Annotated in this window: 14 protein-coding genes; 5 read left to right on the plus strand and 9 right to left on the minus strand. The window is 66.5% G+C overall.

Features of this window, described 5'->3' with window-relative positions:
• Nucleotides 1-185: 185 nt before the first annotated feature.
• Nucleotides 186-1007 carry a molybdopterin synthase gene (locus D3D02_RS06400; RefSeq protein ID WP_121569138.1) on the minus strand — a complete coding sequence of 274 codons (822 nt, stop codon included), beginning with the start codon at nt 1005-1007 and terminating at the stop codon, nt 186-188.
• A gap of 153 nt (nt 1008-1160) precedes the next feature.
• Here D3D02_RS06400 and pyrH point away from each other — a divergent pair, with 153 nt between their 5' ends.
• Both pyrH and lysS read left to right on the plus strand, forming a co-directional pair.
• The gene (pyrH, locus tag D3D02_RS06405; protein ID WP_121569139.1) at nt 1161-1880 is read left to right on the plus strand and encodes a UMP kinase; all 720 of its coding nucleotides are present in this window, start codon (nt 1161-1163) and stop codon (nt 1878-1880) included.
• A gap of 3 nt (nt 1881-1883) precedes the next feature.
• Nucleotides 1884-3530 (plus strand): lysine--tRNA ligase, encoded by a 1647-nt coding sequence (gene lysS, locus D3D02_RS06410; RefSeq protein ID WP_121569140.1) that lies wholly within the window; start codon nt 1884-1886, stop codon nt 3528-3530.
• 155 nt (nt 3531-3685) lie between these two features.
• Here the strand turns inward: lysS and D3D02_RS06415 are convergent, their stop codons facing one another.
• Complete coding sequence (locus tag D3D02_RS06415) at nt 3686-4225, minus strand: LURP-one-related/scramblase family protein (protein WP_121569141.1); 540 nt, start codon at nt 4223-4225, stop codon at nt 3686-3688.
• 198 nt (nt 4226-4423) lie between these two features.
• On the opposite strand from D3D02_RS06415, the gene D3D02_RS06420 reads away from it, so the two are divergent.
• Nucleotides 4424-6238: a site-2 protease family protein gene (locus D3D02_RS06420; RefSeq protein ID WP_121569142.1), complete on the plus strand. Its 1815-nt coding sequence runs from the start codon at nt 4424-4426 to the stop codon at nt 6236-6238.
• Nucleotides 6239-6339: 101 nt separating this feature from the next.
• Nucleotides 6340-7881 carry a heme-binding protein gene (locus D3D02_RS06425; RefSeq protein WP_121569143.1) on the plus strand — a complete coding sequence of 514 codons (1542 nt, stop codon included), beginning with the start codon at nt 6340-6342 and terminating at the stop codon, nt 7879-7881.
• 180 nt (nt 7882-8061) lie between these two features.
• Here D3D02_RS06425 and D3D02_RS20870 read toward each other — a convergent pair whose 3' ends face one another.
• From D3D02_RS20870 to D3D02_RS06455, 7 genes are all read right to left on the minus strand, one after another.
• Nucleotides 8062-8232, minus strand: coding sequence for a hypothetical protein (locus D3D02_RS20870; protein ID WP_199723025.1), 171 nt, complete (start codon nt 8230-8232; stop codon nt 8062-8064).
• Nucleotides 8233-8247: 15 nt separating this feature from the next.
• Nucleotides 8248-9330: an aldo/keto reductase gene (locus D3D02_RS06430; RefSeq protein WP_121569144.1), complete on the minus strand. Its 1083-nt coding sequence runs from the start codon at nt 9328-9330 to the stop codon at nt 8248-8250.
• 53 nt (nt 9331-9383) lie between these two features.
• The gene (locus tag D3D02_RS06435) at nt 9384-10775 is read right to left on the minus strand and encodes an FAD-binding oxidoreductase (RefSeq protein WP_121569145.1); all 1392 of its coding nucleotides are present in this window, start codon (nt 10773-10775) and stop codon (nt 9384-9386) included.
• Between the two features lie 65 nt (nt 10776-10840).
• Nucleotides 10841-12631 (minus strand): oligoendopeptidase F, encoded by a 1791-nt coding sequence (gene pepF, locus D3D02_RS06440; protein ID WP_121569146.1) that lies wholly within the window; start codon nt 12629-12631, stop codon nt 10841-10843.
• Nucleotides 12632-12722: 91 nt separating this feature from the next.
• Complete coding sequence (locus tag D3D02_RS06445) at nt 12723-13151, minus strand: hypothetical protein (protein ID WP_121569147.1); 429 nt, start codon at nt 13149-13151, stop codon at nt 12723-12725.
• Nucleotides 13152-13157: 6 nt separating this feature from the next.
• Nucleotides 13158-13568: a 30S ribosomal protein S6e gene (locus D3D02_RS06450; RefSeq protein WP_121569148.1), complete on the minus strand. Its 411-nt coding sequence runs from the start codon at nt 13566-13568 to the stop codon at nt 13158-13160.
• 114 nt (nt 13569-13682) lie between these two features.
• Entirely contained in the window at nt 13683-14792 is a 1110-nt protein-coding gene (locus tag D3D02_RS06455; protein ID WP_121569149.1) for an aminopeptidase, read from the minus strand.
• A gap of 61 nt (nt 14793-14853) precedes the next feature.
• Here D3D02_RS06455 and D3D02_RS06460 point away from each other — a divergent pair, with 61 nt between their 5' ends.
• Nucleotides 14854-15771, plus strand: coding sequence for a RimK family alpha-L-glutamate ligase (locus tag D3D02_RS06460; RefSeq protein ID WP_121569150.1), 918 nt, complete (start codon nt 14854-14856; stop codon nt 15769-15771).
• Nucleotides 15772-15810: the final 39 nt, after the last annotated feature.

Raw genomic sequence — 15810 nt, forward strand, 5'->3', positions numbered from 1 at the left:
TAGAATCTTTTAGACCTTTTAAAAATTGTTTTGTGTATTTATTTCAAGGAAAAGTATTTGGAATAAGTTGTAGTCAGAGACCGTTGTTTAACCCCGGTATGGGAGGTGTACGTCGGCAAAAAGATCCGGTTAGTACGAAAGAGCCGCGCTCGCGACGCGTCGAATGGGTCAGTAATGCGAGCGTATCAAGGCCGGTCGTGGACCCAGAAGTCCTCCTCGACAGTCGTTTCGCGCTTGAAGATCGGAACCTCGTCTTTGAGACGGTTGATCCCGTCGGAAACTGTCTCGAAGGCCTCCTCGCGGTGCCCGGCGAGGACGACGACGAAGACGATATCTTCGCCTGTTGCGAGCGCCCCTGTCCGGTGGAAGAGGACGACCTCCTCGACGCCCTCGCGCTCCATCAGCTCCGACTCGATCGTCCGCATCCGCTCTTCGGCGACGCCCTCGTACTTCTCGAAGGTGAGTCGGAGCGTTTCCGGGTCGTCCTCGTCGTCCTTGGCGCGGACCCGGCCCGTGAACGTCGCGATAGCCCCCGCACGGCCGGCCCGCGGCGACGCCTTCACCTGTTCGACCAGCGTGTCCAGCGTCACGTGGGGTTCGGCGTCCGCGAGCGCGTCGAGGACAGCCTCGACGTCGACGTCGTCGACGGTTTTGGCTTCGATAGCGACGTTTTCAGCCTCCTCGCCACCGAGCGCAACAGTCGGGAACTTCGTGTCGGGAGCACCCGTGAGGAGAGCGTGGTCGTACTGTGGCGCCAGATCGTCGAGCACGTCTTCGAGGCTCCGTCCCTCGCCCGCTGCGGCCCAGACGCCGTCGCCACTGATTTCGTACGCCGCATCCGTCCCGTCCGGGCGCCCTTGAAAGCTCGAACGGACCGACACGTCCGCCTGTGACTGCCCGAATTCGCCTGGCTGCTGCTCGACGAGGGCGACGCGGCCGTCCAGGTGCGGTGCAACGCGTTCACAGAGAGCGAGCGCGCCGGGTCCAACGACTCCGAGTACCTGCATACTCCGAATTCGGGGCGGGAAGCGGCTTTATCCTGTCGGCTACGGTGCTGCACGTGGTGGGGCGATCATAGCTGGCATCACTCGCTCGTGGCGCTGCGGCCCCGCGTACGCGGTTGACAACCCTTAAGCCCGGTTCGCGGCAACGTCGGTGCAATGAGAGTCGTCGTCTCCATCGGTGGGAGCGTGCTCGCTCCGGACCTCGACGCCAGGCGCGTCGAGGGCCACGCAGCGGTCGTCGAGACACTCGCGGAGGAAGGCTGTGAGATCGGCGCCGTCGTCGGCGGCGGCGGCGTCGCGCGCGATTACATCGGCGCGGCCCGCGAGCTGGGAGCCAACGAGGTCCAGTTGGACCAGATCGGCATCGACGTGACCCGAATCAACGCCCGATTGCTCATCGCCGCACTCGGTCCCAGCGTCGACCCGAAAGTCGCCCACGACTACGAGGACGCCGGCGACGCGATCCGGCGCGGCGACGTCTCGGTGATGGGCGGCGTGATGCCCGGGCAGACGACCGACGCTGTCGCGGCGGCCCTCGCCGAGTACGTCGGGGCCGACCTGCTCGTCTACGCGACCAGCGTCGACGGGGTCTACAGCGCCGACCCGAGCGCCGACGACGACGCCGAGAAGTACGAACAGTTGACCGGTGGGGACCTGGTCGACGTGATCGCCCCGATGAGTCGCGACGCCGGCGCGTCGGCCCCGGTCGATCTGCTGGCCGCGAAGCTCATCGAGCGCGCGGAGATGCGGACGATCGTGCTCGACGGAACCGACCCCAGTCGGATCGAGGACGCCGTCCTCCGCGGCGAGCACACCGGCACCGACATCGTCCCGACGGGCGTCGAGGACGAACCGAGCTACTGGACGCAGCGATAACCGATGAGCGAAGACAGAGAGACGCAAGACGCAGACGACGCCAGTGCGGAACCGAAGCGCGCTTTCTGGGCCGACGAGGTCGCAGACGAGATCGAGGCACGCGGTCCCGAGGATCCGATCGTGATCAAAGGCGGTGTCTCGCCCTCCGGCGTCGCCCACCTCGGGAACTTCAACGAGATTATGCGCGGGTACTTCGTCGCCGCGGTGCTCCGCGAGCGCGGCCACGAGGTCCGACAGGTGTTCACCAGCGACGACCGCGACCCGCTCCGGAAACTGCCCCGAAAGCTCGCCGACACGGACGGGAACATCGTCGGTCTCGGCGACGTCGACGCCGGCGCCCTCGGCCGGAACCTCGGGCGGCCGTACACGGACATCCCGGACCCGTTCGGGGAGTCGGAGTCCTACGCCGCCCACTTCGCGGCGCTCCTGAAAGCCGACGCCGACCGCCTCGGCGTGCCGGTCGAGATGCTCTCGAACACCGGCCTCTACGAAGACGGCACCTTCGACGAGGTCGTCGAGCACGTGCTCGAACACGCCGACACGGCGCGGGAGGTGCTCTCGGAGTACCAGTCGAAGGTCGACGCCGACTACGTACCGTTCAACCCCATCTGCGAGGAGTGCGGGAAGATCACCGAGAGGGTCACGTCGATAGACCTCGAGGCCGGCACTGTCGACTACGTCTGCACCGATATGACCGTCGGCGACGAGACCATCGAAGGCTGCGGCCACGAGGGCACGGCGACGTTCCGCGAGGGGAAGCTCCCCTGGCGCTTCGAGTGGCCCGGACAGTGGCAGGTGCTCGGCGTCGACTTCGAGCCGTTCGGCAAGGACCACGCCGAGGGATCGTGGCCGTCCGGCGAGGACATCGCCCGCAACGTCCTCGGCATCGAGCCGCCCGTGCCGATGGTCTACGAGTGGTTCACGCTCAACGGCGAGGCGCTGTCCTCCTCGCAGGGCAACATCGTGACCGTCCCGGAGATGCTCGACCTCCTCGAGCCCGAGGTGCTCCGGTACTTCTTCGCGCTCAATCCCCGGAAGGCCCGGGACCTCGACATCTCCCGACTGGACCAACTCGTCGACGACTTCGACCGCTTCGAGCGGGCGTACTTCGGCGACGTCGACGACGAGACGCTGACCGCGTTCGCCGAGCGCGCGTACCCCTTCGTCGTCGACGAGGTGCGCGAGGACCGCGTGCGGCTCCCCTACACGTTCGCGGCCGTCCTCGGGATGACCGACGACCGCGACCTCCGGATCGAGATGGCCCGCAACGAGGGGTACGTCGACGACGACACGCCCGAGTGGGCGATCGAGGAGGCACTCGAGCGCGTCGACAGAGCCCGGACGTGGGCCGAGCGCCTGGACAACGAGTACAACTACCGGATCCAGGAAGACCTCCCGGAGGTCGACGTCGACGACGCGGTCGCGGCCGCACTCGACGAGCTCGCGGAGTTCGTCGCGGCGGGGCACGACGGCGAGGAGATCCAAGGGGAGATGTACGAGACGGCGCGCCGGCACGACATCGAGGTCGGCGACTTCTTCGAGGCGGGCTATCTGCTGTTCTTCGATCAGCCGCAGGGGCCGCGTCTCGGGGAGTTCCTCGGCGAACTCGACACCGAGTTCGTCGTCGCACGGTTGCGGCGCGAGTCGTAGCGGAGCGGTGCGGTGCGGTGCAGTGCGGTGCGGAGACGAGCGATCGAACCGCGAGGCGAGCGCAGCGAGCCGAGCGGGTTTTTTGGTCCAGCTTTTTTCGCCGGGGTCGAGCGCCGCCGGAGGCGGCGCGAGGCCCCGGTGAAAAAAGGTGGGTGTTAATTCTCCTCGATCGCGTCGACCACGACCATCCCGATCACGAGCAGACGGGGGTCGACCTCGTCGCCGTGGAGTTCGATCGAGTACGTATCGCGGAGCGAGAAGTGCTCGCGGGCCTCGCCGACGACGCGTCCGTCCGGCGTGACGACCTCGTAGGAGAACGGAATGAGCGTCGTGAGGAGACGGCGAGCGATCGCCAGCGGGACGTTGTCCTCGCGGATACTCGCGACGACGGTGCCGTCGGGGGCGAGCAGCGAGTACTCGTGTTTGAAAAACGAGATCGCCTCGCGTTTGACCGCGCCGACGCGCTCGCCCGACTGGGAGTCGACGATGTCGTAGGCGGCTGCGATGTCGAGGATGCTGCTGGCTTTGACCCGAAAGCGCTCGGCACCCGTTTCGGGATCGGTGAAGCGAAAGTCCTCCTTGAGCCGGAACTTCTTCTGGGCAGATTCGAGGATCGGCGTGTCGTCCTCGTAGACCCGGTACTTGTTTCCGATGGCGATCTTCTGGCGGACCTCATAAGAGCGGCTGTCGAACATTTACCGTGGATTGCGCGGCATCGGCAAAAGGGGTTCGCACGGGCAAGACCGGAGCAGCGAGCACCAGCAATCGGACCGCGAGTCTCGCGGTAGTTTTTGCACCAGCGTTTTGCGAGGCGGGAGCACCGAAGACGCACCCGACGCAGTAAAAAGGTAGAGAGGGAACATCTTTCTGCGCGCGACCCTTGCGTTCCGACGATGAACACGCTTCTGTGGGTGCTCGTCGGGCTCGCCGCGTACTCGGCAGCCGCGCTTTTCCTCTCGCAGCGCGGACTCTTGCCCTCCTCCGTTCGAATCCAGGGACCGTTCACGACCGTCCACACGAAACGCGGCCGGGACTTCATCGACTGGATCGCGACCCCGAAGCGGTTCTGGCGCGCGTGGACCAACCTCGGCGTCGGCGCGACCCTCGTCGTGATGGCGGGGATGTTCTTCTTCCTGCTCGTGCAGGGGATCGCGATCGCGCGCAACCCGCCGCCGCCGTCCTCGGTGAATCAGCCACAGAACTTCCTCGTGATCCCCGGCGTCAACGACTTCCTGCCGCTCTCTGTCGCCCCCGAGATCGTCTTCGGCCTGCTGGTCGGCCTCGTGGTGCACGAGGGAGGCCACGGCATCCTCTGTCGCGTCGAGGACATCGACATCGAGTCGATGGGCGTCTTCCTCTTCACGATCATCCCGCTGGGGGCGTTCGTCGAACCCGACGAGGAGAGCCAGCGAAACGCCAGCCGCGGCGGCCGGACCCGGATGTTCGCCGCGGGGGTGACGAACAACTTCTTCGTCACGTTCGTCGCGTTCGTCCTCCTCTTCGGACCGATCATCGGAAGCATCGGCGTCGCGCCGGGAATGGCCGTCCAGGGCGCCTACGACGGCTCGCCCGCGTCGACCGCGGGGATCGCACAGGGCGATCGGATCACTGCCGTCGGTGACGTCCCCGTGAGCAACGAGAGCTCACTCGATAGTGCTCTGCTCGGCACCGACCAGCGAACAGTGACAGTCGAACTCGACGGCGGCGAGAGCGCGGCTGATCGGGAGGTGCGAACCGTCGACGTCCAGCGGTCGCTCGTCGTCGCGGGGTCAGTGGCTGGAAACCCGGCGAATCTCAGTATCGAGGGCGAACCGATCGCCGTCACCCAGGTGAACGGCTCGGCGGTCTACACGCGGACGGGCTTCGCCGAAGCCGTCGGTGAGAGTCGCTTCGCAGAGCTCACGACCGACCGCGGAACGGTCACGATCCCGGTCGGCGCGTACCTCACGCGAGTCGCTCAGGACGGACCGCTCGCACAGTCCGGCGCGCCGACCGATCCGGGCGTGATCGTGATGGCGATCGACGGCGAACGCGTCGTCTCCTCGACGGAACTCACCCGCGCACTCGACGCGACCGAGCCGGGGCAGACGGTCGCCGTCGAACTCTATCACGACGGGACGGTCGAGACCTACGAGGTGACGCTCGGCGAGAACCCCCGGGACGGAACCGGCTTCCTCGGTGTCAACATCTTCCCGGGAACGAGCGGGCTGCTGATAACTGACTTCGGCGTGCAGTCGTACCCGGCAGGGACGTACGTCGAACTCCTCGGCGGCGACGGCGGTCCCGACGCGACCGGGCTCACCGGCCCCGTCGCGGACTCGCCACTGGCGACCGTCTACGTCGCGCTCGTGCTCCCCCTCGCGTCACTCGTGCTCGGAATCCCGAACTTCCCCGGCTTCACCGGAGCCGTGTTCAACTTCTACGCCATCACCGGACCGCTCGCCTTCCTCGGGACGGGCGTGTTCCTCCTCGCGAACGTCGCCTTCTGGATGGCGTGGATCAACCTCCAGCTCGGGCTGTTCAACTGCATCCCCGGCTACCCGCTCGACGGCGGGCGGATCCTCCGAGCGAGCGTCGAGGCGGTCGTCTCGCGGTTGCCCATTTCGGATCGTGACCGGGTCGTGACAACCATCACGACCGGCATCGGACTGACGATGTTGGCGTCGCTGTTGCTGCTCGTGTTCGGTCCGACCGTCCTCGGTGGGTAAGGCAAATTTCGGCTGCGGCCTCCCGGCCACGCCGCAGATCGATTCCCGTCGGCCGAGAACGACTCGCAACGCCCATACGGGTGGCGTGCTAACCCCGGCGTATGCCAGAGGCCCCACCGACAGACGAGGGCTGGTTCGTGCTGCACGACTTCCGCACCATCGACTGGGACGCGTGGCGCGACGCGCCCGAGCGCGAGCGCGAGCGCGCAGTCGAGGAGGGGACGGCGTACCTCGACCGTCACGAGGACGTCGCCGACATCGACGCCGACGAGGGGGCGTCGGCCGTCTTCTCCGTCCTCGGACACAAGGCCGACCTGCTCGTCGTCCACTTCCGGCCCACGCTCGACGACCTCTCGCGGGCGGAGCGTCAGTTCGAACAGACCGCGCTCGCGGAGTTCACAGAGCAGCCGACCTCCTACGTCTCTGTCGTCGAAATTTCGGGGTACACCGCACCCGAGTACTTCGAGGACCCAGAGTCCGTCGACCAGGGAATCCGGACGTATATGGAAGACAAACTGACGCCGGAGATCCCCGACGACGAGTACGTCGCGTTCTACCCGATGTCGAAGCGACGCGGCGAGGAGCACAACTGGTACGACCTCTCGATGGAGGACCGAGCGGAGATGATGGCGACCCACGCCGAGACCGGCAAGGAGTACGCCGGCAAGATCAAGCAGGTCATCGCCTCCTCGGTCGGCTTCGACGACTACGAGTGGGGCGTCACTCTCTTTGCCGGTGATCCGACCGACATCAAAGACATCGTCTACGATATGCGCTTCGACGAAGTCTCCTCGAAGTACGGGGAATTCGGCCAGTTCTACGTCGGCCGCCGCTTCCCGCCCGCAGACCTCGGCGCGTATCTCGACGGCGCGGCCGTCCCGACGAGCGAACACGAAGACGAGGGGCACGCCCACGGCGAGGGCGGCCACGGACACGCTCACGGCGAAGGTCACGGACACGGCCACGGCGAATCTGCCCACGGTGACGGGCACGGACACGGCGACGAAGGCGGCGACGGCCACCACGGCGGCGCTCACGCGACCGACTCCGAGAGCGACGACGGCGACATCCGCGAGGAGCTCGCCGATCTGGACATCTACGCCGGTCAGCCGCACGGCGAAGACGTCTACGCGACGGTGCTCTACTCCGAGGCCGACACCGACGAACTGTTCGACGAGGTCGAGGGCCTGCGGGGGAACTTCGAGCACTACGGCACGCACGTCAAGACTGCGGTCTACGAGGCCCGCGGGCGCGACCGCAGCGCCGTCGTGAGCATCTGGGACACCCAATCTGCTGCCGAGACGGCCGCGGGCTTCCTCTCGGAACTCCCCGAGATCGTCTCCCGCGCCGGCGAGGAGTCCGGCTTCGGAACGATGGGGATGTTCTACACGGTCAAGCCCGAGCATCAGGAAGACTTCGTCGACACGTTCGACACCGTCGGAGAGCTCCTCGAAGAGATGGAGGGCCACCAGGATACCGACCTGATGGTGAACGTCGAAGACGAGAACGATATGTTCATCTCCAGCCAGTGGGACGCCCGCGAGGACGCGATGGCGTTCTTCCGCTCCGACGAGTTCAGCGAGACGGTCCAGTGGGGTCGCGACATCCTCGCTGACCGGCCGCGACACGTCTTCTTGGCGTAACGGAATCGTTCCGACCACTCACAGAGGGCCGCTTCCACTCCACGAGTTCCTGCGACTGCAGCGTATGACACACCGCAGTCACCCGGTTTCGAAGCGAAACGAGGGGGTTCGGCCGTTACTTCGCCCGCTCGTCGACGACAGACGGTCGCGAGCGGTGAATCCGGCGGTACGGCCGGTCAGTCAGCGCCGCCGCCGGTATCCGAGGACGCCGCCGACACCCGTCAGGAGCGTCAGGGCATCCCACGGCGACGGGTCGACGTCGCGTTCGCGCGCATCACGCCGGACCCAGAGAGTCAATACGACGTGTGCGACCGCGGTCAGCACGAGAAACGCTGTTTTTCGGTCGGTCACGGCGAGGGGTGGGGATCAGTCCGAGGACGCGGAGTTTCGCGGTCCGCTCGTCGCGCGCTTGTCGATCCCGGCGGCACGGATGTCCTCGCCGCCGACCGACGAGCGGAGTTCGTCCATCCCGTCGTCGCGGTCGACGCCGAAGTTGTCCGCATAGAGGTCGGCGACGCGCGCCATCTCCTCGTCGGAGAGTTTTGGCACCTCGGAAGCGGCGGCCCACTCGGAGATGTCTTCTTTCGTGTGGAACGTCGGCGTCACCGACGCGACCTCGTCGTAGGTGAGGAGGTAGGCGATGGCGGCCTGTCCCATCGTGCGCTCGCCGTCGCGTTCGAGGAAGCGCAGCGCGTCGACTTTCTCCCAGCCCGTCTCGTACCACGCGTCGGGGCGGAAGCCGCGGTGGTCGTCGAGGTCGTGACCGGTCTCGGGCGTCACCTGCTCGTTCAGGAGGCCCGAGGAGTGCGGCACGCGCGGGATGAGGCTGGTCGAGGAGCCGGTCTTCTCGATCGTGTCGAGGAAGTGGTTGCCGACCTCCTGCTCGAAGAGGTTCCAGACGAGTTGCAGGGAGTCGAACTCCTCTTCGATCGCCATATCGCCCTCGGCGAGCCAGCCGATCGAGGGGCCGAGCGCCCAGCCGATCGAGCGGACGAGCCCCTCTTCGCGGAGTTCATCGAGCGCTTCGAGAACGTCGGCGTCGACCTCCTCGACGTTCGCGTTGTGGAGTTGCAGAACGTCGACGTATTCCATATCGAGCCGGTCGAGGCTCTTTTCGGTCGCCGAGCGGACCCACTCGCCGGACATCTCCTTCGGGAGTTCGCCGTGTCCAGCCTGGGGGTTGTTGTAGAAGTCGTAGCCGACTTTCGTGGCGACGGTGACCTCCTCGCGGTAGTCGGCGAGCGCCTCACCGAGGACTTCTTCGCTTTCGCCGTGGCCGTACACGTCGCCGGTGTCGAAGTACGTGATGCCCTCGTCGATGGCGTGGTGGATCATCTCGATCGCGTCCGATCGCGTCCGGTCGCCCCACCAGTCGGTGCCGACGACCCACGCGCCGAAGCCGACTTCGCTCACTTCGACGTCGGAATCGCCCAGTGTCCGATGGTTCATATCCCACGGTTAGGGGTCGATTCACTTATACTGTCTGCTACCGCGCTACAGCGTCACTCGCGCTCGTATCGGAAGACACCCGCAGGGTCGTATCGCTCGCGCACCCGGCGGAGTCGGTCGGCGTGCGTCGCGTACACGTCGGCAGCGTCGGGGGCGCTCCCGCCGGCGAAGTTCGGGAGCGTGCCCGGCGTGGAGTCGAGAGCGCGGAACTCTCGACAGGTCTCGCGCACCCACTGGACGTTCTCCGGCGTCGCCATCGGATCGTCCCAGGCGGCTTCGACGTTCACGACGACCGCCGCGTCGCGGCCGACCACCGGACTCGTCTCGTCGGGGAGGCGTTCGACCGCGCCGTGCATCGGCCAGACGACGACCGTCGAAAGATCCGAGGGTGCGTTCGTCGCTGCGTCGGCGAAGAGATCGATCGCGTCGTCGCCGAGTTCCGGGAGCGGCACCGACTTCCAGAAGTAGTGACGGCCGTCGGGGAAGTCGTGGTCCATCATCGTCTGGAGGTCGGTGTACGCCATCGTGTCGGTCGACGCCGCGAACGCGTCCGCTCGGTCGATGAACGGTGCGAACTCGTCGCGTCCGGCGACAGGATCGCCCGCGTAGACCCCCGAGAGAACGAAAGCGAACTCGCCGTGCCGGTCGGCTGGAAAGTCCGCCGTCGCCGGGACGGCGGCGAAGTACGGCGAGACGCAGGCCTCGTCGGGTGCGTCACCTTGGTACTCGCGGTACGCTCGGAGCGCGTCGGATGCGGCGTCGACCGGCAGCCACGACTCGAAGTAGAGCACGTCGTGATCCAGCGGGTGGAGGTCGAACTCGAACGCGGTAACGACGCCCGGAGTCCCCCCACCACGGGCCGCCCAGAACAGGTCCGAGTGTTGGTCCGGACCCGCCGTCACGCGCTCGCCCTCGCCGGTGACGACGTCGACCGACCGGAGGTTGTCGGCCGTGAAACCGTGTTTCGGCGAGAGATAGCCCGTTCCGCCGCCGAGCGTGAGGCCGGCGACGCCGGTGTCCGAGAAGACCCCGCCGGGCGTCGCGAGGCCGAACGACTGAGTCGCGCGGTCGACCGTCCCCCAGGTCGCTCCCGGGCCGACGCGCGCCGTCCGACCGTCGGGATCGACGCGCACCCACTCCATTCGGGAGCAGTCGACGACGAGCGCCCCGGACGCGACCGACGCACCCGAGACGCTGTGTCCGCCGCTTCGGACCGTGAGGTCCACGTCGTGCTCGCGAGCGAACGCGACGCTCGCTCGCACGTCGGCAGTGCTCTCGCAGTACGCGATGGCCGCGGGGTATTCGTTCACCATCCCGTTCCAGACGCGGCGCGCCGCCCCGTAGGCATCGTCCGTCGGCGTGACGAGCGACCCGTCGAGTCCCGACGAAAACTGATCGAACGGGAGCGAGGCGGCGATCGCTCGCGCCTCTCGATTCGCGTCCATATCGGGTCGAAGACGTGGTGTGGCTTACCGCTTGGGGCTGACGCCGCCGCCTCCGAAACCGCGGCTTAGAGCAGGTCGGCCATCTGATCGAGGTAGTCGTCGTACACCGAGAGCGCGGATTCGATCGGTTCCGGCGAGGTCATATCGACCCCGGCGGTGTCGAGGACGTCCATCGGGTATTCGGCGCCGCCGAGCGCCAGCGCCTCGCGGTACGCCGCGGCGGCGTCCTCGCCCTCTTCGAGGATGCGCTCGACGATCGCGACGGCGGCCGAAATGCCGGTCGCGTACTGATAGACGTAGTAGTTGTAGTAGAAGTGCGGAATGCGCATCCACTCGCGGGCGATCCGGTCGTCGAGTTCGGCCGGGTCGTAGAACTCCGCTTTGAGGTCGCGGTACGTCTCGTCGAAGCGGTCGGGCGTGAGCGCGCCCTCGGCCTCGGCGACCTCGTGGATCTGGAGTTCGAAATCTGCGAACATCGTCTGGCGGTACAGCGTCGAGCGGAAGCGTTCGAGGTACTCGTCGAGGACGTGCATCCGGAGTTCGTCGTCGTCGACAGTCTCGAGGAGGTGCTGCGTCAGAAGCGTCTCGTTGACCGTCGAGGCGACCTCCGCGACGAAGATCGTGTAGTCGGCGTACTGCCAGGGTTGCTGGTCTTTCGCGAGTTCGGAGTGCAGCGAGTGTCCGAGTTCGTGCGCCAGCGTGAACATCGAGGCGATGTCGTCCTGGTAGTTCATCAGGATGAACGGCTGGGTGTCGTAGGTGCCGGCCGAAAAGGCGCCCGAGCGCTTGCCGCGGTTCTCGTAGACGTCGACCCAGCGCGACTCCAAGCCTTCTTCGACCCGTTCTTGATACTCCTCGCCGAGCGGTTCGAGCGCGTCGACGATGTACTCGGTCGCCTGCTCGTAGGGAATCTCGGGCCCTTCGTCACCCGTCATCGACATATACAGGTCCCACATCCGGAGGTCGTCGACGCCCAGCGCCTCACGCTTCAGTTCGCCGTGGCGGTGGAGACTGTCGAGGTTTTCCCGGACGGTCTCGACGAGGTTGTCGTACACCTCGACCGGGACGTTGGGGCCGTCGAGTGCGGCCTCGCGCGCGGTCTCGTAGTTGCGTGCGCGGGCGTACTTCACGTCCTTCTTGACGCTGTTCTTCAGCGAGGTGCCGACGGCGTTGCGGACGTCGGCCCACTCGTCGTAGAACTGTTCGTATACCTCCCGGCGGAACGCACGGTCGGGGTGTTTCTGGAGTTTCGTGAAGTTCCCCTGCGTGATCTCGACGTCCTCGCCGTCGGGACGCTCGACGGTCGGGAACGTCATATCGGCGTTCGAGAGCATCCCGTAGATGTCCGAGGACGCGCCCGCGACTTCGCCCAACTCGGCGAGCAGTTCTTCGACCTCCGCCGACCGGGTGTGGGGCTTCATCCGCAGGACGTCGTCGAAGTAGTGCTCGTACTCCGCGAGCTCGGGCTCGGCGTCGATGAACGACTCCACGTCGCTCTCGTCGAGTTCCTGAAGTTCGGGTTCGAGGAAACTCGCTGCCGACTGCGCCGACGACGAGAGGGACTCGGCTTTCGCCTGGAGCGCCTGATACTCCTGGTTTCGGGTGTCTTCGGCACTCCGGAGGCTCGCGTAGCTGCTCACTTTCGAGACTTCTCGAAGGAGCTCCTCGCGGAGTTCCAGCAGTTCGAGCAGCGTTTCGGGACTCTCGATCGCGCGGCCCTCGTACGCCCGGAGGTCGTCGACGCGGTCGCTGACGGACTCGTAGGCGGCCTGCCAGGCCTCGTCGTCCTCGTAGATGCTCGCGAGGTCCCACTTGTCCTCGGTGTCGATTTCGCTCCGTTCGGGAACCTGACTCATACCTGGAGAAACAGCGGAGTGGTGGTAAGGCTTACTCACGCGGGGAAATTGGGGGACAGAGCAGAAGCGAAGCCGGGAGAACCCGAACGCGTTACTCGCGGAGCGAGGAGGCGATGTCCTGAAGCGACTCGTTCGGGCGCGCGGGGACGTCGTAGACGAGTCGGTCGCCGGGTTCGCGGAGCCCATAGCAGAAGCCCGGATCGAGTTCGTCAAGCTCGACCGCGTCCTCGGGGCCGCGGTCGTGTTCGTCACACCACTCGACCAAGCGGTTCTCGCCTTCGCGTGGCTCGCGGGCCAGCCGTTCGTTGTCGTAGGACCCGCGAACGAGCAGCCCAGTCGAGTCGGAAACGACTCGCCCGTACGTCGTGATACCGTCGAGTAACAGTCTGACGACGTCGCCCTCCTCGGCGGCGGCGCCGTCGGGGAGGCGAAGACAGGGGCGTCTGGTGCCGCCGCTGCGGGCGAGCGTCGCGTGAAGGCTCGTCACCGAGGGGTGGTCGCTCGGGACGCGCTCGGACACGGTCGCTTACTCTTCGTCGGCTTCGTCGCCGGCTTCTTCGTCTTCCTCGTCGCCGCCGAGGACGTCTTCGATTGCGCCGTCGACGACGGAGGCGTTGACCTGCGCCGTCTCTTCGGAGACCTGCCGACCGCGGACGGTGATGCGCTTGCGCTCGCCGTCGCGGGAGGGCTTGTAACCGACGCCGCCTTCCAGGAGCAGCTCTTTCAGGTTCGATCCGGCGACGTTTTCGCGCATCGGGCGGCCAGCCTCGTCGGAGCCACCGGTGAGTTCGAGGGTGAGTCCGTCGAGACCGACGGCACCGCCGTCGACCTCGTCGCCGAGTTCGCGACCGAGGAATCGGTTCGCGTCCTGTCCGTCGACCTCGAACTGCTGGGTGTGTCCGGTCTCGTCGGAGACGACGACCTTGAATTCAGCCATAGGGGAGACGAGACGGCCGCCGATAAAAAGTACGTCGAAAGCGACTCTCGGGCGAACGCCGTACGGGGCGGCTCACGCCCCTGTGCCGGTCGGTGTTCTGTCGGCGCTGACAGTCTACGTCTCGGACTCGGCCTCGAAGCCGTCCTCCCAGTAGAATCGCCCGTTCCGCTGGATCACGTCGCCGTCGACCTCCAGCCGGGAGTTTTCGCTAACGTCGGTGATGAGATCGGTGTGGATGGCCGAGTCGTTGCCGGATTCGCCCGCGGGAACGCAGGCGCCGTACGCGCGCCCGAGCGCGAGGTGGACGGTGTCGCCCATCTTCTCGTCGAAGAGGATGTTGTCGGTGACGCGGTCGATGCCGCGGTTCATCCCGATGCCGAGTTCGCCGAGTCGACGCGCACCGGCGTCGGTATCGAGGAGGTCGGCAATGGTGTCCTCTCCAGCGGCGGCGCTGAAGTCGACGACCTCGCCGTCTTCGAACCGGAGCCAGACGTCGCGGACGCGTGCCCCGGAGATGGTCATCGGGACGTCGAAGCGGACCTCGCCTTCGGTGTCGTAGGGAGCCGTGAAGACCTCTCCGGAGGGGAGATTGTGCGAGTCGTAAGCGACAGAGGCCGCAGAGTTCACCGCGTTCCGACCCGCGATCGACATCGTCAGGTCGGTGTCGCCGGACACCAGCCGCACTTCGCTGCCGGCGTCGAGAACGTCCTTCACGCGGCTCATCTCCGCGGCCAGGGACTCCCAGTCGCGGAGGATCGCCTCGTAGACGAAGTCCTGGTAGGCCTCATACGACATCCCGGCCTGCTGGGCGAGCGAGCGGGTCGGGTGGACCGTCGAGACCCAGTCGGTCGCGAGGCGGGCCTCCCGAACTCGCTGGTTCGCGCGGGCGGCAGCCTGTCGGGTCTCGCCGTCGACGTCGGCCGTCGCGAACGTGTTGCGACCGCCGCCGAGAGCGAGGACCGAGTCGGCGTTCTCGTAGAGTGCGAGTTCGTGTGCCGGCGCTTCGTCGAAGTCGCGCGCGTGCGCGCGGAGGTACGCGCGAGAAACCTCTTCTGACGCGTACGTGGTGACGACGTTCGCGCCGCGTTCTCCGAGCACCTCGGCGACGGCGACTGCGAGGTCGTGTGCGCCCTCGGCGACGCTGACGACGACGTCGTCGCCCGGTTCGATCTGAGCACTCCAGTCGACCAAGATCTCCGCGTGGTCGCGGATGCGTTCGTCCATACTCGGTCCTCGGGCGGCGCGGTGAAAAACGCTTATCGCCCGGCGGGAGGGAATCCCGGGCGTGACCACGATCGCACTTGCCACCTGCGAGGAACTTCCGTCGCTCGTCGACGACGACGCCTCCTTCGTTTCTGCCCTCCGCGACCGCGACGTGACCGTCGATCCGGTCGTCTGGTCCGACGACTCGGTCGCGTGGGATCGGTTCGACGCCGTGCTCGTCCGATCGATCTGGGACTACTACCGCCACCCCGAGGAGTTCGCGGCGTGGATCGACCGCCTGGAAGCGGCCTCGTGTCCGGTGTGGAATCACCCCGAGACGTTGCGGTGGAATCAGCACAAATTCTACCTCCGCGACCTCGAAGAGCGCGGCGTCTCGACGCTCCCGACGGCGTACGTCGAACGCGGTCGCGACGTCGAACTATCGACCATCGTCGACGACCGCGAATGGGACGAGGTGGTCGTCAAGCCCGCCGTCAGTGCGGGCGCATTCGAGACGAGACGGATCGCCCGTGGGGACGCCGCAGACGAGCAAGTCTGGTTCGACGACCTACTGGCGGAGCGAGATGTTCTCGTCCAGCAGTTCGCCGGCGGCATTACGGCGGGCGAGTGGTCGCTCGTGTTCTTCGACGGCGCGTTCAGTCACGCCGTCGTCAAGCGTCCGAAGGCGGGCGACTTCCGCGTACAGGAGGATCACGGCGGCAGCGTCGCAGTCGAGAGTCCGAGCGAGTCGCTCCGCGCGCAGGCCAACGACGTCGTCGACGCAGTGACGGCAGAGATGGACGGCGAACGACCCCTGTACGCCCGCGTCGACGGCATCGAACGCGGTGAGTCGGGTCGTCTGGATCAGGCCGAACCCGGCGCTGGCGTCGACACCGACTTTCATCTTCTCGAAGTCGAACTGATCGAACCGGAACTGTTCTTCCGCGTCGACGACGACGCCGGCCCGCGACTCGCTGAGGCGCTCGACGAACGGCTCTAAACCACAATCACTACCACCTCCGGCGGCGGAATCGGTCGT

Origin of the sequence: Halobellus sp. Atlit-38R (assembly GCF_003665925.1) — an archaeon.
GTDB lineage: Archaea > Halobacteriota > Halobacteria > Halobacteriales > Haloferacaceae > Haloquadratum > Haloquadratum inordinatus.

Coding starts and splice junctions, on each gene's coding strand:
- pyrH (WP_121569139.1), top strand. CDS start 1,161: ATGAGAGTCGTCGTCTCCATCGGTGGGAGCGTGCTCGCTCCGGACCTC.
- D3D02_RS06435 (WP_121569145.1), bottom strand. CDS start 10,775: ATGGACGCGAATCGAGAGGCGCGAGCGATCGCCGCCTCGCTCCCGTTC.
- pepF (WP_121569146.1), bottom strand. CDS start 12,631: ATGAGTCAGGTTCCCGAACGGAGCGAAATCGACACCGAGGACAAGTGG.
- D3D02_RS06400 (WP_121569138.1), bottom strand. CDS start 1,007: ATGCAGGTACTCGGAGTCGTTGGACCCGGCGCGCTCGCTCTCTGTGAA.
- D3D02_RS06415 (WP_121569141.1), bottom strand. CDS start 4,225: ATGTTCGACAGCCGCTCTTATGAGGTCCGCCAGAAGATCGCCATCGGA.
- D3D02_RS06420 (WP_121569142.1), top strand. CDS start 4,424: ATGAACACGCTTCTGTGGGTGCTCGTCGGGCTCGCCGCGTACTCGGCA.
- D3D02_RS06450 (WP_121569148.1), bottom strand. CDS start 13,568: ATGGCTGAATTCAAGGTCGTCGTCTCCGACGAGACCGGACACACCCAG.
- lysS (WP_121569140.1), top strand. CDS start 1,884: ATGAGCGAAGACAGAGAGACGCAAGACGCAGACGACGCCAGTGCGGAA.
- D3D02_RS06455 (WP_121569149.1), bottom strand. CDS start 14,792: ATGGACGAACGCATCCGCGACCACGCGGAGATCTTGGTCGACTGGAGT.
- D3D02_RS06430 (WP_121569144.1), bottom strand. CDS start 9,330: ATGAACCATCGGACACTGGGCGATTCCGACGTCGAAGTGAGCGAAGTC.
- D3D02_RS06425 (WP_121569143.1), top strand. CDS start 6,340: ATGCCAGAGGCCCCACCGACAGACGAGGGCTGGTTCGTGCTGCACGAC.